A 24,445-nucleotide genomic window follows, 5' to 3' on the forward strand; every position below is an offset into this window, starting at 1 on the left:
GTATTGAAAATACATTTTTCATAAGGAGAAAGCACCAGAAAAATCTGGTGCTAATGTTTAAAGTTTATAAGGACATTATCAAAAACCCTTGACAGTATAAATTATTTTTAATTTTATTGACTCTGATTGATTTTTAATTTTATTGACAATAAATATATGACTATATTATATTTATTGAAAAGGTTCCATTAAAAAGAAGGTTTACGTAGAAAGCGAGACAGACATGTATCATTTTATTATTAATCCAAAATCACGCACAGGGAACGGACTTAAAGTCTGGCATATTGTACAGGCTGGGCTGGACGAAAAGAAGGTCCATTATGCCTTTCACTTTACACATTATGAATATCATGCCACTAAACTAGCCACTCAAATATGTAATACATATAAAGGGATTAAAAATATCATAGTTCTTGGCGGAGATGGAACAATGAATGAAGTCATTAATGGTATAGATAATTATAACGAAGTTATTCTCGGTTATATTCCTTCCGGTTCAAGCAATGATTTAGCTAGAGGTCTAAAGATATCCAATGACCCATTAATAGCATTAGACAGAATACTTACCGGGAAACATTTTGAATATGTAGACCATGGAATCATTCAGACACCATCCCAAACAAAGCTGAGAAAATTTGCAGTAAGCATGGGCATTGGATTTGATGCCAGTGTTTGTTTTGAAGCATTAAACTCAAATATAAAAATCATTTTGAATAAACTTCGCCTTGGAAAGCTTACTTATCCTGTCATAGCCATTAAAAATTTAGTGAAGCATACCCCTTCAGATATTCACATTATTGTAGATGGAATTGAGAACTATCATTTTAAAAAGGTTTTTTTTATTGCCAGTATGATTCAAAAATGCGAAGGCGGAGGACTGATAATGACACCAAATGCCAGCTATCAGGATCAGAAATTATCTGTGTGTGTAATCTATGATATCCCTAAGATTAAAGCACTTGTTTTATTACCTTCTCTATTTATAGGAAAACAACACTTATTCAAAGGTGTAAAAATATTTGATGCCAAAACAATTGAAATCAAGGCAGATAAAAAAATGTACGTACATACAGATGGAGAATATTATGGAATTCATGACCATATCGTAGCAACCTGCACAAAGGACCAGATCCGAATGTTTTTATAAAATAGTATGCTTATAGTTATTGCACCCACTTAAAAATGCACCTTATATGAAAGTATGAACTGACATTTAAGGTGCCTTTCAATTACATTTAAGTAGAATTCTTTAAATTTTCACTCCTAATTCTCTTAAATCTTCCACTGCCTTTTCAAATTTTTCTACTTTTACGGTATGAAAGCCCAGCTCTTTTGCCGATTCAAGATTATCTTCCCTGTCATCCAGGAAAACTGCTTCTTGGGGATCAATATCATATTTCTTTATTAGTGATTGATAAATTTCCGGTTCCGGCTTTATCTGTTTCACTTCATAAGATATCACTCCACCATCTACATATGGATAGAAACGAAAGGATTCTTTTAAGGTTTCATAATTCGTTCCAAAATTGGATAGCAGATACACCTTATAACCATTTGCCTTCAGGCCTTTCACAAAATCTTCAGAATAATCATATTCTACCACCAGCTTAGAGACATCTTCAAATAATTTCGTGATTTCTTGTTTCATGCCGGGATCTTTGCTGGCACATAACTGGATAAGTTCATGGGTACTTAAAATTCCCCTGTCCTGTTCTCCCCAATACTCTCCTAATACAGTCGCTTTGCTTATTCTTTCTCTGGTCTCTTTATCATAACCACATTCCTCTAAATATTCCTTCCAACAAAAATCAGCAAGTACTTGCCCAATATCCAGTATAATTGTATTAATCATCTGCTTATCTCCTTTTATCTGATCACACTACTTTGATTTTACTGCCAGTATTACATTTTTCTACAATAATCTGGCTATCGATTCTTTCTTTTAGTTCATTAACATGGGATATAATTCCAATCAAACGATTATGTTCTGTAAGAGAAGTTAGGGTATCCAATGCCTGATCTAAAGATTCCGTATCGAGAGAACCAAATCCTTCATCGATAAATATGGTATCAATCTGAATACCTCCTGCGTTGTTCTGAACAATATCAGATAATCCTAATGCCAAAGCTAATGCCGCTTTAAAGGATTCACCTCCAGATAATGTTTTTACCGAACGTTTTTTCCCTGTATAATTATCAAGGACCTCTAAATTAAGACTATCTGTTGTTCTGGCATCCGCTACTTTGTCTACTTTAAGCAATTCGTATCTGCCATTGGTCATTGTAGATAATCTTTGATTTGCAGCCATAATAATATCTTCAAAATAGGAAGCCAGTACATATTGTTCAAAAACAAGTCTTTCTTTATTATAACCTCTGGTGACATTGTCAAGGTCTTTTATAACACCATATTCTACTTCTAATTCCTTTTTCTTCTCAAGGTTTATTTCCATTGATCCAGTCAGTTTCTGATTCCCGGTGATTCTTGAAATAATTCTTTCTTTTCCATCCCGCAAATTTTTCTGGTCAATTTCCAACTGCTCCAGTAAACTTCTTAACCCGTCTACATCAACATGGCTCTCCTCTCCCACCTGTTCTGATAGAGCTATTTTTGTCTTTTCCATAGACTGAAGTTGTTCATAATATTCTTTGATTTGATCAGATAGTCTTTCCATTTCCTCATTGGAACGGATTGACCTCTTATACTCTTCTTCCGTCTGAAACATATTCTCTTCCAGAGATTTTAAGAACCTGCATTTTTTTGTATTAATTTCACCTTGTAATACTTCATATTCGTTCTCACTGTTGGTTAATAGCGTCTGATTACTTAGCAGCCGGGATTGTAGTAGCTCATAATTTTCTTTTGCTACCCGGATTTCTTCTTTAAACTCAATAATCTTAGCCTTTAACTCCTTCATCTGATTTTGAATTTGTTCCTTGATGTTTATCTCATTTCCCTGTATTTTGGAAAAATGTTTTGATAACCGTAAAATTAATTGCTCTATGTTTCCTTTTAATACATCCAGTTCACTTTTCCTTTCATTATAAATGAATGTATTTTCTTTTCTTCGTTCCAATATTTCAGCCAAAGAATCATCCAGTTTATCCATTTCTTTTCTTAAATCTGCTTTTCGGTTCTTACATAAAGTAAATTCCTTAAGTTTCTTCTCAAGATTTTTTATATAATTTAAATGTTCCTCCCTCCTAGTCACCAGCAATTCTTTTGTATTGTCATTCTCCATAGATTCAAAGGGTATATCTAATTCTACAAGAAGCTTTTCTAATTGTTTCATAATACTATCAACCTCTGTTCTTTTTTTAACAGTTCTTTGATATGTATTATCAAAATCTTCTTTTTTCTTCTCTAATTTTTTATTTAACTCTTCTAATTCTCTCTCATCGGGTACTGCCTCTGAAATTTTAGCAACATAAGGGTGTTCTAATGATCCACAGACCGGACATGGTTCCTTTTCTTTTACCATCTTTGCCACAATACCTACAATTGCATTTTTGTAAGACTCTTCTTTACTCTCATAAATATGTCTTAAATCTTTTAATCCACTATTGGCTTTTTCATATATTTCCTGGAAAGAGATAAGCTTTTCTCTTTCAACAAACAGATTGTTGATAAGATTTATTGCATCCTGATAGATTCTATCCCTGGTTTCCCCGATTTGCTGCAGTAGATGAATTTCACCAATATGCTGTTCAATATTCTGATAAGAATCATATTCCTTCTCAAGTTCGATTTTTAATACTTTTTTCTCTTCTTCTAAAACACTAAGATCTTCTTCTTTTCTTTCAATAGAATGAATCTCTTCTTCCAATATAGCAAGTTTATCCTGAATCTTTATTAGTTCTTCAATTAAAGGCAGATACCCTTCTAATATAATGTTTTCATTCTGAAAATCTTCAATGGAAGTTTCTTTTTTCAATGCCTCCTCATATTGTTCCTTACTTTTTTTAACTTCTCCTTCTAAATCAATAATGGAATCTTTAAGCAAGCTTATCTTATCAGATAGACTGATGTATTTTAAAAGAGCGTCCTGATAGATACTTTCATCTGCCCTGACTTTTTCAGCATTAAAAGCTTTCGCCAGAACAGTTTCCATAGTTTTTATCTGGTCTTGTTCTTTTAATTTGCTGCTCATAAGTAAAGTTACCTGGTTTAACTTATCTATATTATAATTTAATTGTTCTCCCTTTGTAATGGAAGTAATTAATTCTTTGATTTGTTTATCCAGATCAGACAACTCTTTCTCTTGATTACAAAGTGATTTTTTATCCATCTGAATATACTCTTTGGAAGCATTTATAATACTTTCATAATTATAGTTTGAGGCATTACATAAATGATATAAATCTTCATTCTCTCCTGTATCTATTAAATGAATTGCTTCATCCACTTTATGTCTGTATTCTTCTATCTGCCTGTACAAAGTTTTTGCTTTGTCCGCTAATAGATACTGTAACTTCTCATATTGATTGGTTTTAAAGAGATTTCTTAAAATTTCAACACGATCTTTTGAATGTACCAGTAATTCAAGGAACTCTCCTTGTGCGATCATAGCAATCTTTTTAAACTGCTCATAATTGATCCCCATAATTTCATTCATTTTTCGATTCACATCATTCAGATTTACAATTGGAGGATCGTCGCTAATGGACAGCTCCGCTGTCTCATTGGAGGTGGTAAAACCATCTCCTCTTTTCTTAGGTCTTAAATATTTTGGTGTTCTTAGAATCTTATACTCTATTCCTTTGTGTTGAAAAATCAGCTCTACATATGTATCAATTTCAGGAGATGCAAAATCACTTCTTACTGTGGTTTTCTCTCTCGTTTTACCACTTACATCTCCGTAAAGAGCAAATGATATGGCATCAAATATTGTAGTTTTTCCCGCTCCGGTAGGACCGGTAATAAGAAACAATCCATCATTATAAAATTTAGTAAAATCTACAACTGCTCTTTCAGGGTAGGATCCCCATCCACACATTGTCAATTGTACGGGTTTCATAAAAGCCCACCTCCTTCAATATCATCAATCAGAGATGTCATGACTGCTTTTCTTTCCTCATCAAATTCCTGTTCTGTTACCGATTCATAGAACTCTCTATAAATTTCTAAAGTCGATTTATTCTTTATGTGTTCTGTCTTAGTTGTTATCATATCATTCTTTTTAATATTTTTCTCTAAAATAAGCTGCATTACGTTGGGATATACACTTCTCAGGGTACCAATCGGATCAATTAATTCTTCCTGATTTGTCAGCGTCACTTGAAGATAATCCCCGGTATCCGCCATAGAATAAACCTCTTTCGACATTAACTCTTCTAATTTTCCCTTCACTTTTCTAAGATCATGAAGTGGCTTTATTTCTCTTGTACGAAGCTCAACATTTCCCTTCTCTTTTAATTCAATCACTGTTACCGATTTCTTATGAAATACTTCCGAGAAAGAATATTTTAGCGGTGACCCGGCATAACGAACCGTATCCCTTCCTATTTTCTGTGGACCATGAATATGCCCTAAAGCTACATAATCAAATCCATCAAACAGAGACACATCTATATTATCTGTGCCTCCCACACTAATACGGGTCTCAGAATCTGAAAGTTCCGGCTCTTCTCCAAGATTTGTAACAAAATAATGAGTTACTAATAGATTTCTTTTACTTTTATTTAAATCTATGGTATTAAGTATTGCTCTTACACTGTCTTCATAAGATACCATTTCTTCCTTCTCTAATATATGTTTTACAACAGGAGGTTTTAAATATGGTACTAAATATATATTTATCTCTCCATATTCGTCATGAAAACTGGCGCATTTTACTGTTCCGTCAAAAACACCGGCGATATAAAAATTCTTTTTCTCCAGAATACTGCTTGCAAAAGACAATCTCTCTGGTGAATCATGGTTTCCACTAATTAAAAGTATGGGAATACCTTCTTTTATCAGTTCACTTACAAACTGGTCAAAAATAGCAACTGCCTCTGAAGGCGGAATATTTCTATCATATACATCACCTGCAATAATCAGCCCGTCCGCTTTTTCCTCTTTTGCTATCCTGGCGATCTGCTTTAAAGCATATTCTTGATCTTTTAACATACTAAATTCATTTATCACCTTACCAATATGTAAATCTGACGTATGAATTAATTTCACTAAATCACCCCCTAAGGATAAGTTCTTTTAGTTCCCTGGGATTCTTAATTATAACATGAGCATGATTCTCTTCCAGCTCTTTCCTATCACGAAATCCCCAAAGAACTCCAACAGTATACATTCCTGAAGCATTTCCTGTCTGCATGTCTACATTGGTATCACCAACATAGATGCATTCCAAAGGATTTACTGAAAGTTTTGATGCTACCAGCAAAGCCCCTTCCGGATCTGGCTTTTTGGCGATTCCTTCCTGCTGCCCCAATATATAATCAAAAAGATCCTTCCCATATAGGCTCTCAACTACGGTAACCGCCCTGTCATGAGGCTTATTGGTAAGCACCGCCAGTTTCATTCCCTTAGACTTCATATACTCTAAAGTTTCTTTCATATCATCATATGCCTTTACCTCATAAGTACAATATTCTTCAAATATTTCTTTATAAAGTACCAATGCTGTATCATAGTGAATATACTCCTTATCTCCTGCTGCATATAGTGCCCTTTTCACAAGTGTATCTACACCATCCCCTGCATAATAGTTGTATTCTTCTATCGGTCTTTCCATAAGCCCGCATTTCACTAATGCTTTATTACATGCCACTGCGATAGATATTACCGTATCGGCGATTGTTCCATCCAAATCAAATATTGCTGCTTTATACATAGTTATCCTCCAATTCTTCCTGTACCCAAAACTCTTTTAAAATATCTTCCATGGAAAACCTGTCTACTGTTGTATTAGGGTACCATTCTCTTGGGAAAAGAGATTGGTACTGTTTATTAAGAAATCTGTCATCTAAAAGCAAAATTGCTCCTTTATCATCCATTGTTCTTATCACCCTGCCGGCTGATTGCAATACTTTATTCATTCCATTATACAGATAGGCATATTCAAACCCTTTAGAAGTCCTTTCTTCAAAATAATTCCGAAAAAGTTCTCTTTCATTGCAGACCATGGGAAGCCCGGTTCCTACAATCACTGCTCCTATAAGCCTGTCCTGTTTTAAGTCAATTCCTTCACTAAAGATGCCTCCCATAACACAGAAACCCATACGGATTACCGATGGATTCACAGTAAAACTATCCAGAAATTCTTCTTTTTGTAATTCTGTCATGTTACTTCTTTGAATGACTATTTCCAGAGATGTTTCCATATTCTCTTTATCATTTATGACAAATTCTCCATTTTCCTTTTCTTCCATTTGTCCTTCAAGCAGACTAAAGACCTGATTCATCATCTGATAAGAAGGAAAAAACGCTAAGTAGTTACCTGTTTTTGCTTTGGCAAAGGTAAAAATATATTCTAATATCCTTTGATATTCTTCTTCACTTCTTCTGGTATACTTTGTACTTACATCTTTTGCAATCATAATCAGACGATTTCTTGTGTCAAATGGAGATGGTGTATAAATTGCATAATCTTCTTTCACACCACCAAGCTGGTATTTATAGTAATCTATGGGCAATAAAGTGGCTGAAAAAAACACTGCACTTCTTCCCTTTTCTAAGCATCTAAGCAAATTCGTAGACGGATCCATACATTGCAACCGTATCCGAAAACCCTCTGTTTCATCATAATCGTTATATATTACATATTTCTCATCTAAAAGTTCAAAAATATTTAAAAAATGTCTCACATCAAAATATAATTGTAACACTTTCTCTCTTTCATCAAAGGCTTTAAATTCCTGGAGAAATTCATCATATTCACTGGCAAGCCCCAAAAGATGCAGCACGACCTCATTAATATTATCAACTACTTCAAAATCGTCACATTCTCTTTTTAATTTCAGAAGATCTTTGTTGCATATTTCTAATTTTTTCTCTAATTTATGGCTTTTCCCTTTTATAATCCTCTTACATTCTAAGATATGATCCTTAAATATCTGTGCACTATACATTTCTCTGGCCCTATCCACTAAATTATGAGCCTCATCAATCAAAAAAGTATAGTCATTTTTCTTTTCATTCACAAAAAAACGTCTTAAATATACATTGGGATCAAACGCATAATTATAATCACAAATAATACTATCCGCCCATAAAGTTACGTCCAGACTCATCTCAAATGGACAAACTTTATATTTGGCAGCATAAGAAACAATCAGATCTCTTGTAATATCCCCTTCATTGGTTAATAAATCATAAACAGCGTCATTTACCCTGTCATAATGGCCTTTCGCATGTTCACATGCCACCGGATTACAGTCTATCTTATCTAAAACACAAATCTTATCTTTTGCTGTGATAGTTACAACTTTCATATTCAGTCCATGATTTGCCAATATCCGGTATGTTTCTTCTGCAACTGTTCTTGTAATTGTTTTTGCAGTAAGATAAAATATCTTGCTGGTAAGCTCTTCCCCCATGGCTTTCACTGCAGGAAAGACTGTTGAAATCGTCTTTCCTACCCCCGTAGGCGCTTCGATATAAACTTTTTTATTACGTATGATAGTACGGTAAACATCCGTTACTAATTGTTTTTGCCCTGATCTATATTCAAAAGGGAACTCTAAGCCTCTTATGGTTTCATTACGAGTCTGAATCCATTTATATTGCCAGATTACCCATTTCCCAAATTCCTGGATTAATTCGTCAAACCATTTCTTAAGATCTATATAATCATATTCTTCTTCAAAATATTTCACAGCTTTGGTATCCATATTACAATAAGTCATCCTGACACCAATTCTGTCTAAGTCATTTTGATTTGAATATATATATGCATAACACTTGGCCTGAGCCATGTGTACCCTGATTGGCTCTTTTATAAAAGACAATTCCTGATACACTCCTTTTATCTCATCTATAACAATCCCTGGTTTTAATAGTTCCGTATCCATAGTATTAAAAGAAGTTTCTTCACAGTGTATAATTCCATCTGCTCTTCCTTCTACTTGTACCATGATTTCATGTCCATCCTGCATCAATGGCACTTCTATACTTAAAGGAACTTCTGCATCATAATTAGAACCCATCTGTTTTTGAAGCATTCGATGGATCTTACTGCCTTCTCTCATTGCATCCGTATCTGCACCTCCTGCGACCCGATTGTCAAGGTCACCAGAACGGAGGATAAATTCTACAAGATTTCTTACTGATATTTTAATTATATTGTCTTTTATTCGATACATAATGGTTCCTGCCTAATTCATATCCTAAATACATTTACATCATAGCAGATTACATAAATAAAGTCACTATCAGATTGGGGACTTCCCAGGTATTAAAAAACACCACCATAGGTATTCCCTACAGTGGTGCAATCAAGTGAAACTTATTTATCAATATGATTAAAGATACATTGTGTAATCTTCATCATCATCGCCATATAATCCATTTTCATAACCTTTGGTCCAGTCTATGTTATTTGCTCTCTTTTTCTTCATAACTGGTTTCGCGGATTTTTCAGATTTTTTACTATCTTCGACTTTCTTCTTTTGCATAGCTTTCTTTTCCTTCTCAAGTCTTCTCATAGTCTCAAACTTGTCAGGTTGCTGTTCTTTCTCTTTCGAAGATGCCTGCTTTGCACCGTTATCTTTTATACGGCTTTTGCTAAATCTGTTATCATCCATTTCATCTTTATCTTTGTTATAGCCATTATATCCGGTGTTTCTATTATCTCTACTCTTAAAGCCTCCAGATCTTCCATCCTTGTTATAACCACCGTTATTGTTTGGCCGGCCTTCTCTGTTATAAGGTCTATTTTCTCTTCCTTCTTTGTTATAGGGTTTTTTCTCTCGGCCCTCGCTATTGTAAGGTCTGTATTCGCGATTGTTTGTTCCATTTTCGCGATTCCCTCTAGGTTGATAATTATTCTCTCTTGTTCCGGCCTCTCTGCCACGGTTTTCTCTTGGTCTGCTATCATTAGCATTGGTTGTAACCACTGAATGTTTCTCCTCTCTTTTGGTTTAAAAGTTTTATACCCTCTAATTTTATTCCATTTTCCAATAAAGTCAATATTTTTTAACAATTTTTTTCATAAATTTAACGAGTATATTTTTTCTCAGTTTCTTTATACTAAAAGATGACAAAAACAAAGAATTATAGACTTTTACAATCATTAGAATTAAGATAAAATTTTACCATTTATCTTGCTTTTTTTATTTCTTTCTGTTACAGTCTAGTTGTAGTTTAATTAAATCAGAAAAGAGGTATATTTATGAGCGAACATATGCATGATCATAACTGTGAAAATGGTTGCGACTGTGGACATGACCATGGCGAAGAAATGACTGTTACATTAACTTTAGATGATGGTTCTGAATTAGAATGTGCTGTTTTATCCATCTTCCCAGTTGGTGATAACCAATATATTGCATTAGTACCAATTGAAGAAATGGAAAATGAAGAAGGTGAAGGCGAAGTATATTTATATCGTTTCATTGAACACGAAAATAATGAGCTTGAACTTCTTAATATTGAAGATGATAATGAATATGAAAAAGTTGCTGACGCTTTTGATGAATTATTAGATGATGAAGAATTCGAAGAAATGTTAGAAGACGAAGAATAGTATTCTTTAAAAGAGTGTATCTTAATCCATCAGGATAAAGATACACTCTTTTGTTAATTCATATTAAATTGGAATCTCTTTATTAAAATCCATTTGATATATTAAGATTTTTTAGAATTTACAATACCATCAGAAATAATTTTATTGATGCTTTCCATATCATCATAAACGATATAATAAACATATTTATTCTTAGTCACAACTAACGCATCTTTTACTTTTTTATATTCTGTTTTTTGTTTCTTTTTCCACTCTTTGTCCTGTGTTTCCTTCATTTTTCGAAATGCATCAGCAATTCCTTTAATGTCCGTATCCTTTTTTGCTTTCGCTATCATTATTCGATCTGATGTTTTTCCGGTAGCATCTGCTAAGTAAAAACCTTCTTCAATGGTATCCTTCTTTAAATTTATAGTAGAGATAATATCCTTACTATCTTCTTCCAGAAAATCTAATCGTTTATATCCCAATTGTTCTTCATTGGATATTTTATAATCTTTTGCCACCTTATCAGTAATCTGGTCCATAAGGTCTGCGACCTTCACCTTTGGTTCTTTCGGCTTAGTACTACAAGCTGTAAAACACATAGAAAATATCAAGGATATTACTACTAATTTATATCGATTCATGCCATCACCTTTTCTTCAATAGAATTAAGTTTCACTTGATGTAAGTAAAATTGCTTATATAAGTAGTTTATCCCGAAATTTATTTAATTACTCATTGAATGTTTATAGATTGCCGATTCATCACAGAGATTGAAAGTTCTTATTTTTTGTTGATAAGTTTTAGCATATGATGATTCACGCAAAAATTAAGATCCAAGGTTCTTTCTTTTTTTATATTTTTAAAATAAATGATTAATTTCCCATCTTTATTCTGCTTAATTTCTCCGGGGCCATACATTTTATGTTCAATCCAGGCACCTGTCTTTAATTCTGATATATCAAGAAGAAGTTCTCCTACAAATCTTGAAATCTCTAATTCTTTGTTATATCGTTCTTTTACAGAATAAATATGAAGATATTTCCTGGCTCTTGTCATAGCCACATAAAACATACGCCTCTCTTCTTCCATATCCACTTCAAGCATTGCTTTATGATGAGGTGTAATACCCTCATTGGCATCAATAATAAATACCACTTCATATTCCAAACCTTTGGAAGAATGCATGGTTGTCATAGTAATACTATCTATATCATTCTCTCTTTGATTTTTAGCCTGCTCTGCTAATTCTAATGCATATTCTTCTATATGGGTAAACCATTCTTCATATGTTTTATAGTTTTTTGCACTTTCCTGAATTTCATCCAGAACTTCCAGTAATTCATCTATCTTTATTCTTCTGTAGTCTGCATATTCTTTCAGATATTCTTCGTAACCAATCCCTTTGCGTATGTAATTAATTCCTGAGAATGGATTCATGTTTGACAGCATTTTCAAATCATATTCCAATTTCTCAATACGTTCTATCATCCAGTCCTTGTCAGAGTATTTTCTCTTTAATTGCTCAAAATCAACCGTAGTCTCTGTTAAATATTCTCTGCTAATATATCGTTTTGGCCGATTCATGATCTGTAAAAATAGGCTTCGATCTTTTTGACCCATGGCAAGTTTAATATATCCAATTAAATTTTTAGCAATCCAGTGTTCATAAATATTAGGCATGGAATCCTTCATCTTAAATGGTATATTATATTCCATAAATTTTTCTAATAAGGCTCTTGGCTGGGTATTGGTCCTGAATAAAATTGCAATTTCTGATAATGGAATACCTTTCTTTTGATAGGAGAGCACTTCATCAATAATGGTTTGATTTTCTAAAGCCAGCTCTTTAAAAGTTTTGAGCTGAATATCTTCTCCTTCTGAATTGATGGTTATGATATTCTTACTAAACCGTTTCATATTATTTTTAACAACTCTTTTTGCACCCTCTATGATTTTAACTGTGGATCGGTAATTTACATCCAATAAAACACTTTTTGCATTCATATAATCTTTCTCAAAGTTAAGCATGATCTCTGGCTTTGCACCACGGAATCGATAAATCGACTGATCATCATCACCAACAATAAATAGATTATCTTCCGGCTTCGCAAGAAGTCTGATAATATCATACTGAATTTTATTAATATCCTGGAATTCATCAATTAATATATATCGGAATTTATCCTGCCAGATTTTAAGGATATCTTTTCTCTCTTTTAAAAGCTCATAACAATATACGAGCATATCGTCAAAATCTATTAAATTAGCCCTGCGGAGCCGATTATCATATTCTTCATATATTTTTTTGAATATATCTTCTGAACAGTTGATGGAATAGTAATGATCAAGGTTAATTCTCTCACCTTTAACCAGACTGATCTCATTTTCAATACCATTTATAAAATCTTTCTCATCTTCAATTTCTAAATCAAGTTTTTCGATGATTTCTCTCATAAATTGTTTCTTTTGATCTTCTTTTAGAATGTTACCAGAATTAAAGTGATATGCATATTTTAAGATAGTAAAAAAGATTGCGTGAAAAGTCCCAAAATTAACTGGTATGTGGTTCTCTCCCATCAATTTTTGAAATCTCTCCCGCATTTCATTTGCCGCGGCTTTGGTAAATGTAATTACAAGAATATTCCTTGGATCCACTCCATACTCCTCAATGAGATATTTTGTCCGTCTCGTAATTACTAATGTTTTACCAGAACCAGGCCCGGCAAGGACCATCATGGGTCCCTTGCCGTGAGTAATTGCCTTTTCTTGTGATACATTAAAATTCATTCTATATTTCCTGACTTAATTTTTCAATTGCTATACGGATTCTTGATAAAGACTCTTCTTTACCTAGGATTTCCATAATCTCTGTAGCGCCGCCTGGTGTTGATTGTTTTCCCGAAACTGCAGTACGAATCGGCCACATGGCATATCCATTCTTACAGCCCTTCTTTTCTACATATTGGATCAATGCTGCATATAATGCATCATTGCTATAATCTTCCTGTTCTTCAAAGATTGGAAGCAGTTCTTTTAAAACTTCCAGTGAAGTCTGCTCATTGGTTTTCATCTTTTTATGAGTATACATGGAAATATCATATTCCGGCAATTCTTCAAAGAAGTCTATATGTTCTTTAATATCTAAGAATGTCTCAATTCTGGTTTTTACTAAATCTGCAATTTTTTTAATATCAAGTTCTTTCCTGATCACTTCTTTGATATATGGCAATGCCATCTTATAATATGTTTCCGTGTCCATATTAGTAATGTATATACCATTCATCCATCTTAACTTGACCATGTCAAATACAGCCGGTGATTTATTAATATGATGATAATCAAACTCTTTTATTAACTCATCTAATGTAAAAATCTCCTCATTACCGGAAGGACTCCACCCAAGGAGTGATACATAATTTACAACAGCTTCTGTTACAAAGCCTTGCTCAATTAAATCTTCATAAGAAGAATGCCCGGAACGTTTACTTAATTTCTTGTGTTCTTCATTGGTAATGATAGGACAGTGGACATAAACTGGAATGTCCCAACCAAATGCATTATAGAGACGATTATATTTTGGAGTAGAAGAGAGGTACTCATTTCCTCTGACTACATGGGTAATCTCCATAAGATGGTCGTCCACCACATTAGCAAAATTATAAGTTGGATATCCATCAGATTTGATCAAAATCATATCGTCTAATTCTTCATTATCTACTGTAATATCTCCAAAAATAATATCTGAAAAAGTAGTAGTTCCCTCTGTGGGATTGTTCTGTCTGATCACATAAGGGATCCCCGCCTTAAGGTTTGCCTCTACTTCTTCTTTTGATAAATGTAAGCAATGTTTATCATATTTAGCAATCTCTTTTCCATCTTCCGTAGTGGCTGAACTTTTTAATGTTTCCAGTCTTTCTTTCGTACAGAAACAATAATATGCTTCCCCTTTATCCACCAGTTGCTTCGCATATTCTAAATATAATCCTTGTGCCTGACGCTCACTTTGAACATATGGGCCAAATCCGCCATCTTTATCTGGTCCTTCATCATGAATTAAACCTGTTTTCTCTAGGGTACGATAAATTATTTCTAAGGCTCCCTCAACAAATCTTTCCTGGTCTGTATCCTCTATTCTTAAAAGAAAATCTCCACCTTCATGTTTTGTAATTAAATATGCATATAATGCAGTTCTTAAATTACCAACATGCATTCTTCCTGTTGGGCTTGGCGCAAATCTTGTCCTTACTTTACTCATGTTTTCACTCCTAAATGTTTTTTCTTTTCTTTCCATATATTTTAATCCATTCTGGAAAAATTATATACCACTTCCCATTTCTTTTCAATATGTAACTCATTATGATTTAAATTCATAGAATCGGCTAAACACTATATGAATTTGATGGAAAATTAAAGTTATTCATAGAAACAGGGTGTTTAAAAGCATCCTATAACTAATAAAAATAGTATAATCTAGCTTTTAAACACCCGTAACATGTCTGAATTCCTTACTCTGACTTCATAGCTTCAATAGCACTGATCTTGGTTGCCCGGTTTGCAGGATAGTAACCGGAAAGAATACCTACTGCCATAGCAAAACCAGCAGCTAATAAAGGTAACCAAATGGGAATAATTGAAAACTTAGTAACCTCATTTTGTCCCCAGCCATTATTCATAATAGAAGAGAAGATTGGTGCCCCAAATTTATTAATACAAAAAGATGCTATATAACTAATAATGACACCAATAATTCCACCAAACAATCCTATCATAGCAGCTTCAAATAAAAATAACTTTTTCACATCTCTGATCACACAGCCGAGTACTTTCATAACACCGATTTCTTTCGTTCTTTCATATATGGACATAACCATTGTATTCGCTATACTGATTGCAGACACTAACATTGCAACTGCACCAACACCACCAAGAACCAGCTGTAACATTTTTGATGTTTCTTCCATTGGCTTTAAATACATACTTAAACTTTCAGAAGCATAACCCAGATCAGTAATTGCATCCTGAACTTCTTCTACATTTTTAATATTATCAACATTGATACGTATCTGGTCATAATTTCTTAAAGCTTTTTCTGCTTTCTTTCGATCTTCTGCCTTCAAAGTTTTTATGTAATCTTTATAATGATCCATAAAGAAAGAAATGTCTACATAGCAGTTCCAATCATATTCATTATTGCTTTTTTCCATTATCGCTATATCTTTTAATTGAACTTTCTTTTCTTTTTTCTTAGGATCCATCTGATAATCCCACCCATTAAAGGATAGTTTGATTTTATCTTTCGAAAAATCTATTTGTTTTTGTTGATACATACGGCTGCCAGGATTATAAAAATTCATTCCTACGTCTGAGCCAACTAAAAATACATCTTTATTCTCTGCCGTTGGCATACTGCCATAGGTGAGAGCTGGGAATCCAAATTCCTTAAAGGCATTATAGTCCATAGCAAATATCTGAAAATCACTGCGATATTTACCACTGTACATAACAGCACTTCTATATATTACCGGAGAAACAACCTTTACATGTTCTATCTGCTTCACTTGATTTACAAGATTATCATCCATAGCCTGCTCTTTGGAATTTATATAATTGCCATCTTTATCAAAGATAGCAGCATTCTTTTGAATTGTTACTGTAGTTAAAGAACCCAATTCCATGACCTGTGTTCTAAAACTGGTATTCATACCTATACCGATAGAAATCATAATAACAATTGATAAAGTTCCAATCACAACTCCAATAATGGTTAATGCGGTTCTGGCCTTTCTACGACTTAGATTCTTAAGTCCCATTTTCATCAAATCACTTATTCTCATAGTCTTAGATTCCTTTCCAGGTTAATCTTCATAGAGTACAATTCCTTTTTTTATTCTCTTTTTCGCTAAGAGGATTCCGATAGTCAGACCAAGGACTATCGTAGCCAAAGAGATTCCTGCTACAAATGGCCAGCTGGCTAATAGAGGATCTTTTTGCATTCCTTCTATATTCTCACCATACATCCCCGGGTCACCTTCCATAGCTCCTTCTCCCGAAACCGCGCCTCCGTCTACTACCATAACGTCTTTGGCCTGCATTATACCGACAGGCATATTATTAAATATTATAGTTGTATTTAAATCGTTATCTATTAATATTTTCATTATAATCCCCCTTAAATTGAATTTTCTTCTTGCTTATGTAATTTCTTCTTATACAATTCCAGTTTTACTTTGCGGCCAATTGGAATCATAATGAAAAACAGAACTATCTGAATGATTATGAATACTGGTAAATTTACGATTTCTTTCTTAGTTTCTGGAGGAAGAGGATTCATACCAGGATCAGACTCATCAGGATTAAATGCAGGCATAGGATCTACAGTAGATTCAAATGGTGTTGGTACCTCAATTGTATCTCCATTGCTGTCCTCATAAGAAATAATTAAATTACCTTTCGCTAAGCCTTCGATCATTGGTGTGATTTCTATTTCATAAACATCTCCAGAACCTGCTTCCACATTACCAATAAACAGCATTGCACTGGAAGCCGTAAAATCAGTACCATCTATTTTGGCAGTTACATTACTTAGAACAGATTTACCAAGATTATAGAATTCAAAATTTAAAGTAGTTGGTGTATTTACGATAGGTATTTCCCCGTATCCCATCATTATATTGCTTACCACAGGTCTGGCATTTTCCATAACCTGTAGATTGATGATTTCTGAAACAGTAACACCTGTTGAGATCGTACCATCTTCTGGAACCGGCATCCCTTCATATTCATATTCAAACTTAATTTCAAGGGGATATGCTTTGGTAACGGAATCTGCTTTTACTTTAAGGTTCATTGTATTATGCTTTGTTTCTCCTGCCTTAATAATTGGAATATAAAAGCTATTGCTTCCTTTTGTAACTGAAAAAACATTGTCGGTAGAAGAAAGAGTAACCTTAATATTTCTTGCACTGACATTACTATTGGTATTAAGAACATCGAAGCTAAAATCAAAGGATTTCCCGGCTTTTAAGTTCTCCTCACTTGTTTTAAAGTCACTGATAATTAGTTTTGGTGTACTTCCTTCATCAGCATTTTGAACATTAAGGACAAATAATTTAGCAGTAACAGGACCAAATGCTTTTCCTGTATCATCTTTATAGGTATAACTGATATCCAGTTCATTCAGGCCCTCAGCAATATCCTTAGATACATTAAGATTCAGACTTACTTTTTTCTTACTGCCTGAAGTCAAAAGGCTGATATATTTATATGGTTCGGATTTTATAGGACTGAAATTAGCATTCGTTAAATTCGTAGGAGTGATTTTTATTTCTTTTAAATCACTATTACTTCTATTCTCCATATTGAAAGAAATGGTAACCTTACCTCCTGCCATTGGAGAACTTACACTTTGTATAACATCTGTGATCAACAGGTTTGGATCTCCTAATGAACTTCCTCCTTTGATATTGATATATATTGGCGTTTCAAAGGTATAGTCATTCTCATCACTGTCTTTGCAAGTTATCTTTATGGTCAATGATTTGTAACCGCCGACTGCATCATTAGATACCTTCAAAGGGATTGAAACAGCCTCAGAGCCTGAAGTCTTAATATCTCCCTTGTTAAACCTGCTCTTACTATAAGCAGGAATGATCCCATCTGCTGCAAATCCATCTATAGTTACAATTGTATTTTTTGCCATCAGACCACCAGTGTTGGTAAGTGTAAAATCAACATTGAACTCCATGCCCGCTTTCACATTTTCCGGCATATTCAGATCTGCAACCACTAATTCAGGTTGTGTTTTTTGTGAAGGAACTTTAATAATAATAGGCTGCTTCATGGTAATCTCAGAATGAAACTTATCATGAATATCCACTCCTGATGCCTTTAAAGTCAAATTATAATTCCCTTTTTTGGTTGTATCTTTTACAAGCACATCAAACTCCAGTTTCGTTTCCATGTTACTTTCTAATTTTACCGGCGGCTGACTGTTGGGTCTGGTCAAGGTTATATCTGAGATTATCTCTATATGAGGATCTGCAGATTCTATTGATATGGTCTGGTCATCAATATATGTATTCAATCTTACAAAAATAGAAATATGTGCAGTTTCACCTGGAATTATAGTCGTAGCCCCTATATTTTGTGTCGGAATTATTTCCGGAGTGATTATATCATTCCCATCATCATCTGTAGACGAGGCATTTACAATATAAACATTTGGATTAGGTATATTTCCAACTACTAAAATTGATATTACAAATAACACAAGTAACTTTTTCACTGATTTCATTCTTCTATCCCTCTTTCTTTCTCATTAATATCTGTCATTTTATCCCCATCTATCGTATTTATTGATACATTTTCTATCTCTGATAAACTATCCACATCAATCTGTGGCAAACTCATATCTTTCTCCTCTAATACCATTTTATCAATATTATCCTCAGTTGCAGCTGTTTCTTTATCTGCTTTTTCTAAGGTTGGATCATTTTCCATTGTATCATTTGGTATCACTTCGATGGATTGAATCTTGCCATCAAGTATATGTATAATTTTGTCTGCATAATCAGCCAGTCTTCTATCATGAGTAACCATAACAATTGTCTGATTATTCTCTTTTGATATCGTCTTTATTAAGTTCATTACTTCCATGGCAGTCTTTGTATCCAGATTGCCGGTAGGTTCATCTGCAAATACAATCTCCGGCTTTGAAACAAAGGCTCTGGCGATACCAACTCTTTGCTGCTGGCCACCACTCATTTCACTTGGTTTATGATTCAGCCTTGAACCCAGACCAACCTTCAAAAGCATATCCTTTGCCAGTAACTTCCTTCTCTTTGTCTTAACTCTTTTAAAAATCAAGGGAAATTCTACATTCTCTAAAGCTGTCATGGAATTCATAAGGTTATATGATTGAAATACAAAACCCAGATAACGTTGTCGAAATTTAGCCAGGTTATTTTCATTCATTTTATGGATATTCTTTCCTTTTATAATAATCTCACCGCCGGATAATTTTTCTATCCCTGCCATCAGGTTCAGCAAAGTAGATTTTCCAGAACCAGAAGTGCCAAGTAAACAGCAAAATTCACCTTTTAGTATTTCAAATGAAACATCATCAACTGCATATATTTTCTCGTTTCCCATTCTGTATATCTTTCTTACATTTTTTATCTCAATAATTTTTTCTACTTCATCCTGCACTTTCTCACCCCATTCATCATTAATAATTTGTAAAATATGCTAATACCATATTTAGCATTTTTTTCTATTAATCATTTAATATTACAATTTATTTCTTACTTTAACTCTTGGAAATTTCTTAAGAATTTCTTACTTTTTATAGTTTTTAATTTTGAACATTTTTACATAAACAAACAAATTTATCTAATTATTTACATGAATTTTACACAAATTATATGTTTTTAGTTCTAATAGGTACTTGAATATGGAACTTTTTTCATTTTTTTAATAAATTTTGTAATCTTTAATTACTTTATTTTTTACAATTTTTTCTTAATATGACAGAAAAATTAAGGAAAACAGACAAAACTCACCATATTTTGTAACATTTCATCTTTCAATGAGAAAAATTGTATGATATAATTGCGTTAGTGGCTTTTAATAGGTACATTTTACCATAGACGAAAGTAATATATCAATTTTTGTGTGAAAGAGGGCGAAATAATTTGACAACAGTAGAGAACATCGTTCAAAATATCACAATTGAAACTGAACTTGGTCAGGCTCAAAAAGCTATTCTTGAGTCTTTGGCTTTGACTGCCAAACGTACTGAAGAATTATTCAAGATTGAATTAATGAACAAAGTTGACAATGATGCGAATGAAAAAATCCCAGTGAAAAAACTGATTCAATTAGAAAGTACCATAGGTGTTCACACAAAAAATACTCCATTTCAAAAGATCCTCGAAACGACTCAATTACAATTGCATCCGATTTTAGAAAATGCATCCTGTCTTGTTTCCAAAATAATACCAAGACTTTTTACTTATTCCATTTATATACTATTCGATGAACTAGAAGATATATACAAAACAATAAACAGGCGTTACATATTTACCGATCGAACTGCTATTTATAAATTAGAATTCAATGTTTGCGCTTATAAGGTACCCTGCCCTTCCCTGCTGCCCTCCATTAGTAATGTATATTGCATCGTTGAAAGCCTGTCGACAGTGGATATCGATCGAATTGATTTCCCCTCTCTGGCATATTTCTACCAGCGTCAGCTTACTGCACACGGTATTGATGAAAAGGCTCTTAATTATTTATTTCATGAATTTAAAAATACATATTATATGTTAAAGCGTCCCCCCCATAATCTATATAGTAAATAGATAATATGACTAAAAGGCCAAAAATTAATACTTATACTGTACAGTACAATATAGGTAATAATATCTTAAGGTATAATTTGAGGTTTTATAGAAAGCAGCGTAATCTAAGTCAAAAACAATTAAGCATACGAACTGGTTTGCAAAGATCTTATATCGCTGAGATTGAATCAGGTAAGAGAAATCCCACTATCTCTAAGGTATATCAGATCGCAATTAGTCTTAGAATAGAGCCTTGGAGATTATTAAAACCAATTACCTTAAACGAAAAGTTATATGGTAAAGAGAATAATTTTACAACATTTGATATAACAATAAATAAGGCCAAATTATTAACAGTAGCCGAATACATGGACCAGTTAATTAAAAGCATACAAATCATTCGAAAGAAAAAGGGCTGGACTCAAAAAGATTTAGCAAGGTTTTCTGGTTTGTCGGAAATCTTTATCCGCCTGATAGAGCAGAGAAAAAAAGAACCTACAGTAGAAAGCATCTCTAAATTAGCAATTGCATTTCACATCCCCGTTTGGCAATTAATGAAAGGAATCGATCGAAATTCTATTTGGTTTCAGCACGACATGTGGCTATAAATAAAAACAGCAGTACCAAATTAATTAGAAATTTGTGACTGCTGTTTTTTAGAATAACAATGCTAAACTTATTGAATATCTGGGCAATGATTTAATATAGTTTACAATGTATCTCCTATTTGTCTAACTATTGTCCAAATAATTATAACAAGTGTAAATTAGTATTTCAATCTATTTTTAAAAATAGTTATCATTATTAATTTATATTTCTCTAAAAACTAGATTTCACTTTTCTCAATATAGGTAGGTACAATTTGATGTACAATCTCTTTTATATTATCACTTTCACAAATAACTTCCATATAAAGTTCCTCTAAATCTTGTAAGAATTTTTCTTCATCCAAAGGAATAGGCTTTCCTATATGTATCATTTTATTTGCTGTATCTTGAAGCCCCTCTTCATCCAATAGGAGTTCTTCAAATAATTTTTCACCCGGACGTAAGCCGATATATTCTATAGCAATATCTCTTCCTGGTGTAAAACCTGATAATCGTATTAGATTATTTGCCAATTCTGCAATTCTGACTGGTTCTCCCATATCAAGCACAAATATTTCTCCGCCTTTTGCAAATGCTCCTGCCTGGAGCACTAAAGAAACCGCTTCAGGTATCGTCATAAAATATCGTATAATGTCTGGATGGGTAACCGTAACCGGACCACCTTGCAGTATCTGTTTCTTGAATAACGGTATTACACTTCCATTGCTTCCAAGTACATTTCCAAAGCGTACTGCAACGAATTCTGTATTGGAACGATTATTATAGGTTTGAATGATCATTTCACAGATACGTTTTGATGCTCCCATGATATTAGTAGGGTTTACTGCCTTATCCGTCGATATCTGAACAAATTTCTTAACACCGTATTTATCCGAAGCTTTCACTAGTTTTAACGTACCAAAAACATTATTCTTAATTGCTTCATTTGGACTTACTTCCATTAATGGTACATGTTTGTGAGCTGCAGCATGATACACCAGCTCTGGTCTATAAGCTTTAAATATGTATTCCATACGATTGGTATTACGTACAGATGCAATTAATACGACCAGATCCAGCTCTGGGTAAAGGTTAATTAATTCTTGCTGAATATCATAGGCATTATTTTCATAAATATCTACGATAATTAATTGTTTTGGTTTATGTTTTACGATCTGCCTGCATAATTCGCTTCCAATAGAGCCTCCTCCGCCAGTTACCATAACAACTTTATTACTGACATAATTCATTATACTTTCCGTATCTAATTCTATAATATCTCTCCCTATTAAATCCTCTATTTCTACATTTCTTAATTTACTTACACTTATTTGATTATTAATGATCTGATACATTCCTGGCAGAATTTTAAGAGAACAATTTGTTTCCTTACAAATGTCTAATATAGGTTTTAATTCTTTCTTGGAAGAGGAGGGGATGGCAATAATAATATCCGTAACTGTATATTTTTCTACGCTGGATTTAATATCATATCGACTCCCAACAATTTTTACTCCCTGAATATAACTTCCTATTTTTGATTTATTATCATCGATAGCGCACACTATTTTTCCATCTAAATATTTGCTTGTAGTTATCTCTTTTATAATTGCACTGGCTGCTTCTCCAGCACCAATAATCATAATATGTTTCTGCTTATCCATTCGATATCGGTTATTCATCATTCTTAATGTACGATAAAAAAATCTGGACCCTGATACAAAACAGATCAAAAACAATAAATTAAGTGGATAAAAACTTCTTGGTACATGTATATTGAATAATTTCATCCCTATGTAATTGAATAGTGCTGTTATTGTGCAGGCATATATAACGTTTGTCATTTCCTCAATACTGGCATAGCGCCATAAACTATGGTATAAACGAAATATAAAGAAAATAACAATGGTTATAGCAGTATAAAGAGGGGCATATCTGATTACTGCCTCGCTGTATTCTAACGGTACACCGGCAATCCGAAAATCAAATCGTGTTACGATAGCACATAATGAAGCAAAATTCATTACTAAGATATCCAACAATATGAGAAATGATCTTCTTACAATTAATTTCTTATCCATATACTTATATATATCTTTCATAACTATTCATCCCTTTTTAAGAGCATCACCATTATAAAAAGTGATGCTCAATATCAATATTTTATAAAATTAAAGATGGAGCTGAATAAACCCTGGCTCCTAATTCATTATCCAGCATATATAAACCTTTTGCATCTGATCCAAATAGATCATATTTCTTTATTAAAGTGTCTCCATTCAATTCCTCTTCTCCCTGCTCTTTTATGAACCAGTCCAGAAACTGCATCGTCCTGAAATCTTTAAGAGAATATGCTGCATCATACATATTATGGATTAAGTCAGTAACGTATTGTTCATGCCTAAGGGCATTTACCAGAGGATCTTTAAAATCACTAAAAATAATGTCTGGTTTTTTGATTTCCTCTAATATTACTTTCTCTTCATTATTCTGTAAATACTTACAAAATAATAATGCATGATCTTTTTCTTCCATGGCCTGTATCATAAACCAGTTTGAAAATCCATCCAATCCTTCCTCTGCATAATAGAATGACATATCAAGATAAAGATAGGATGAGTAGAATTCTGCATTAATTTGATTATTCAATAATTTTATTACTTTTTCATTTAACAAGCTTGTACACTCCTTATTCATAATTTAGAATATCTGCTAAGATTATTATGTACAAACTTAGCTTATTTATGAAATTAAGAGTTCATGATCTTGTTGCACTCGCCAAATGCTTCGCGCTTGGCTCATTGTTTTCATTATATCATAACTATATTTATTTTCTATCATTTTATTA

18 protein-coding genes and 1 pseudogene are annotated in these 24,445 nt (G+C 33.2%); 4 read left to right on the forward strand and 15 right to left on the reverse strand.

The features are described 5' to 3' along the window. Window positions 1-223: 223 nt before the first annotated feature. Window positions 224-1,147, forward strand: coding sequence for a diacylglycerol/lipid kinase family protein (locus EDD66_RS00005; RefSeq protein WP_123607494.1), 924 nt, complete (start codon window positions 224-226; stop codon window positions 1,145-1,147). A gap of 102 nt (window positions 1,148-1,249) precedes the next feature. Here EDD66_RS00005 and EDD66_RS00010 read toward each other — a convergent pair whose 3' ends face one another. The 6 genes from EDD66_RS00010 to EDD66_RS00035 form a co-directional block, all read right to left on the reverse strand. Continuing rightward, window positions 1,250-1,852 (reverse strand): HAD family hydrolase, encoded by a 603-nt coding sequence (locus EDD66_RS00010; RefSeq protein WP_123607495.1) that lies wholly within the window; start codon window positions 1,850-1,852, stop codon window positions 1,250-1,252. Window positions 1,853-1,874: 22 nt separating this feature from the next. Continuing rightward, window positions 1,875-5,018, reverse strand: coding sequence for an AAA family ATPase (locus EDD66_RS00015; protein WP_123607496.1), 3,144 nt, complete (start codon window positions 5,016-5,018; stop codon window positions 1,875-1,877). Beyond that, window positions 5,015-6,169 carry an exonuclease SbcCD subunit D gene (locus EDD66_RS00020; protein WP_123607497.1) on the reverse strand — a complete coding sequence of 385 codons (1,155 nt, stop codon included), beginning with the start codon at window positions 6,167-6,169 and terminating at the stop codon, window positions 5,015-5,017. The genes EDD66_RS00015 and EDD66_RS00020 overlap by 4 nt, the downstream gene beginning before the upstream one ends. Before the next feature lie 4 nt (window positions 6,170-6,173). Next, window positions 6,174-6,833 carry an HAD family hydrolase gene (locus tag EDD66_RS00025; protein WP_123607498.1) on the reverse strand — a complete coding sequence of 220 codons (660 nt, stop codon included), beginning with the start codon at window positions 6,831-6,833 and terminating at the stop codon, window positions 6,174-6,176. Beyond that, window positions 6,826-9,303, reverse strand: a complete 2,478-nt coding sequence (locus EDD66_RS00030; RefSeq protein ID WP_123607499.1) for an ATP-dependent DNA helicase — start codon at window positions 9,301-9,303, stop codon at window positions 6,826-6,828. Before EDD66_RS00030 ends, EDD66_RS00025 begins: the two co-directional genes overlap by 8 nt. 159 nt (window positions 9,304-9,462) lie before the next feature. Continuing rightward, window positions 9,463-10,056 (reverse strand): hypothetical protein, encoded by a 594-nt coding sequence (locus tag EDD66_RS00035; RefSeq protein ID WP_123607500.1) that lies wholly within the window; start codon window positions 10,054-10,056, stop codon window positions 9,463-9,465. Between the two features lie 275 nt (window positions 10,057-10,331). Here EDD66_RS00035 and EDD66_RS00040 point away from each other — a divergent pair, with 275 nt between their 5' ends. Next, the gene (locus EDD66_RS00040; protein ID WP_123607501.1) at window positions 10,332-10,685 is read left to right on the forward strand and encodes a DUF1292 domain-containing protein; all 354 of its coding nucleotides are present in this window, start codon (window positions 10,332-10,334) and stop codon (window positions 10,683-10,685) included. Window positions 10,686-10,786: 101 nt separating this feature from the next. Here the strand turns inward: EDD66_RS00040 and EDD66_RS00045 are convergent, their stop codons facing one another. The 7 genes and pseudogenes from EDD66_RS00045 to EDD66_RS00075 form a co-directional block, all read right to left on the reverse strand. Continuing rightward, window positions 10,787-11,311 (reverse strand): DUF4358 domain-containing protein, encoded by a 525-nt coding sequence (locus tag EDD66_RS00045; protein WP_123607502.1) that lies wholly within the window; start codon window positions 11,309-11,311, stop codon window positions 10,787-10,789. A gap of 139 nt (window positions 11,312-11,450) precedes the next feature. Continuing rightward, window positions 11,451-13,457: an ATP-dependent helicase gene (locus tag EDD66_RS00050; protein ID WP_123607503.1), complete on the reverse strand. Its 2,007-nt coding sequence runs from the start codon at window positions 13,455-13,457 to the stop codon at window positions 11,451-11,453. 1 nt (window position 13,458) lies between these two features. Beyond that, window positions 13,459-14,925: a glutamate--tRNA ligase gene (gltX, locus tag EDD66_RS00055; RefSeq protein WP_123607504.1), complete on the reverse strand. Its 1,467-nt coding sequence runs from the start codon at window positions 14,923-14,925 to the stop codon at window positions 13,459-13,461. A 250-nt stretch (window positions 14,926-15,175) separates the two neighbouring features. Then, window positions 15,176-16,504, reverse strand: coding sequence for an ABC transporter permease (locus EDD66_RS00060; RefSeq protein WP_123607505.1), 1,329 nt, complete (start codon window positions 16,502-16,504; stop codon window positions 15,176-15,178). Window positions 16,505-16,525: 21 nt separating this feature from the next. After that, entirely contained in the window at window positions 16,526-16,828 is a 303-nt protein-coding gene (locus EDD66_RS00065; protein ID WP_123607506.1) for a hypothetical protein, read from the reverse strand. Between the two features lie 11 nt (window positions 16,829-16,839). Continuing rightward, window positions 16,840-18,963 (reverse strand): COG1361 S-layer family protein, encoded by a 2,124-nt coding sequence (locus EDD66_RS00070; RefSeq protein ID WP_123607507.1) that lies wholly within the window; start codon window positions 18,961-18,963, stop codon window positions 16,840-16,842. Between the two features lie 224 nt (window positions 18,964-19,187). Further along, a pseudogene (locus tag EDD66_RS00075) lies at window positions 19,188-19,820 on the reverse strand (ABC transporter ATP-binding protein); the annotation flags it as partial. 542 nt (window positions 19,821-20,362) lie between these two features. Here EDD66_RS00075 and EDD66_RS00080 point away from each other — a divergent pair. Continuing rightward, window positions 20,363-21,031 carry a hypothetical protein gene (locus tag EDD66_RS00080; protein ID WP_123607508.1) on the forward strand — a complete coding sequence of 223 codons (669 nt, stop codon included), beginning with the start codon at window positions 20,363-20,365 and terminating at the stop codon, window positions 21,029-21,031. 77 nt (window positions 21,032-21,108) lie between these two features. Continuing rightward, complete coding sequence (locus EDD66_RS00085; protein ID WP_207667730.1) at window positions 21,109-21,618, forward strand: helix-turn-helix domain-containing protein; 510 nt, start codon at window positions 21,109-21,111, stop codon at window positions 21,616-21,618. A gap of 218 nt (window positions 21,619-21,836) precedes the next feature. Here EDD66_RS00085 and EDD66_RS00090 read toward each other — a convergent pair whose 3' ends face one another. Both EDD66_RS00090 and EDD66_RS00095 read right to left on the reverse strand, forming a co-directional pair. Beyond that, on the reverse strand, window positions 21,837-23,699 hold the full coding sequence (locus tag EDD66_RS00090; RefSeq protein ID WP_123607510.1) for a polysaccharide biosynthesis protein: 1,863 nt from the start codon (window positions 23,697-23,699) through the stop codon (window positions 21,837-21,839). Window positions 23,700-23,760: 61 nt separating this feature from the next. Then, a complete protein-coding gene (locus EDD66_RS00095) occupies window positions 23,761-24,273 on the reverse strand; it encodes a ferritin (protein ID WP_123607511.1) in 513 nt (170 codons plus the stop codon). Window positions 24,274-24,445 lie beyond the last annotated feature (172 nt).

Origin of the sequence: Mobilisporobacter senegalensis, assembly GCF_003752155.1 — a bacterium.
GTDB classification, from domain to species: Bacteria; Bacillota; Clostridia; order Lachnospirales; family Lachnospiraceae; genus Mobilisporobacter; species Mobilisporobacter senegalensis.

Coding starts and splice junctions, on each gene's coding strand:
- EDD66_RS00065 (WP_123607506.1), bottom strand. CDS start 16,828: ATGAAAATATTAATAGATAACGATTTAAATACAACTATAATATTTAAT.
- EDD66_RS00025 (WP_123607498.1), bottom strand. CDS start 6,833: ATGTATAAAGCAGCAATATTTGATTTGGATGGAACAATCGCCGATACG.
- EDD66_RS00005 (WP_123607494.1), top strand. CDS start 224: ATGTATCATTTTATTATTAATCCAAAATCACGCACAGGGAACGGACTT.
- EDD66_RS00060 (WP_123607505.1), bottom strand. CDS start 16,504: ATGAGAATAAGTGATTTGATGAAAATGGGACTTAAGAATCTAAGTCGT.
- EDD66_RS00030 (WP_123607499.1), bottom strand. CDS start 9,303: ATGTATCGAATAAAAGACAATATAATTAAAATATCAGTAAGAAATCTT.
- EDD66_RS00040 (WP_123607501.1), top strand. CDS start 10,332: ATGAGCGAACATATGCATGATCATAACTGTGAAAATGGTTGCGACTGT.
- gltX (WP_123607504.1), bottom strand. CDS start 14,925: ATGAGTAAAGTAAGGACAAGATTTGCGCCAAGCCCAACAGGAAGAATG.
- EDD66_RS00010 (WP_123607495.1), bottom strand. CDS start 1,852: ATGATTAATACAATTATACTGGATATTGGGCAAGTACTTGCTGATTTT.
- EDD66_RS00090 (WP_123607510.1), bottom strand. CDS start 23,699: ATGAAAGATATATATAAGTATATGGATAAGAAATTAATTGTAAGAAGA.
- EDD66_RS00015 (WP_123607496.1), bottom strand. CDS start 5,018: ATGAAACCCGTACAATTGACAATGTGTGGATGGGGATCCTACCCTGAA.
- EDD66_RS00045 (WP_123607502.1), bottom strand. CDS start 11,311: ATGAATCGATATAAATTAGTAGTAATATCCTTGATATTTTCTATGTGT.
- EDD66_RS00070 (WP_123607507.1), bottom strand. CDS start 18,963: ATGAAATCAGTGAAAAAGTTACTTGTGTTATTTGTAATATCAATTTTA.
- EDD66_RS00050 (WP_123607503.1), bottom strand. CDS start 13,457: ATGAATTTTAATGTATCACAAGAAAAGGCAATTACTCACGGCAAGGGA.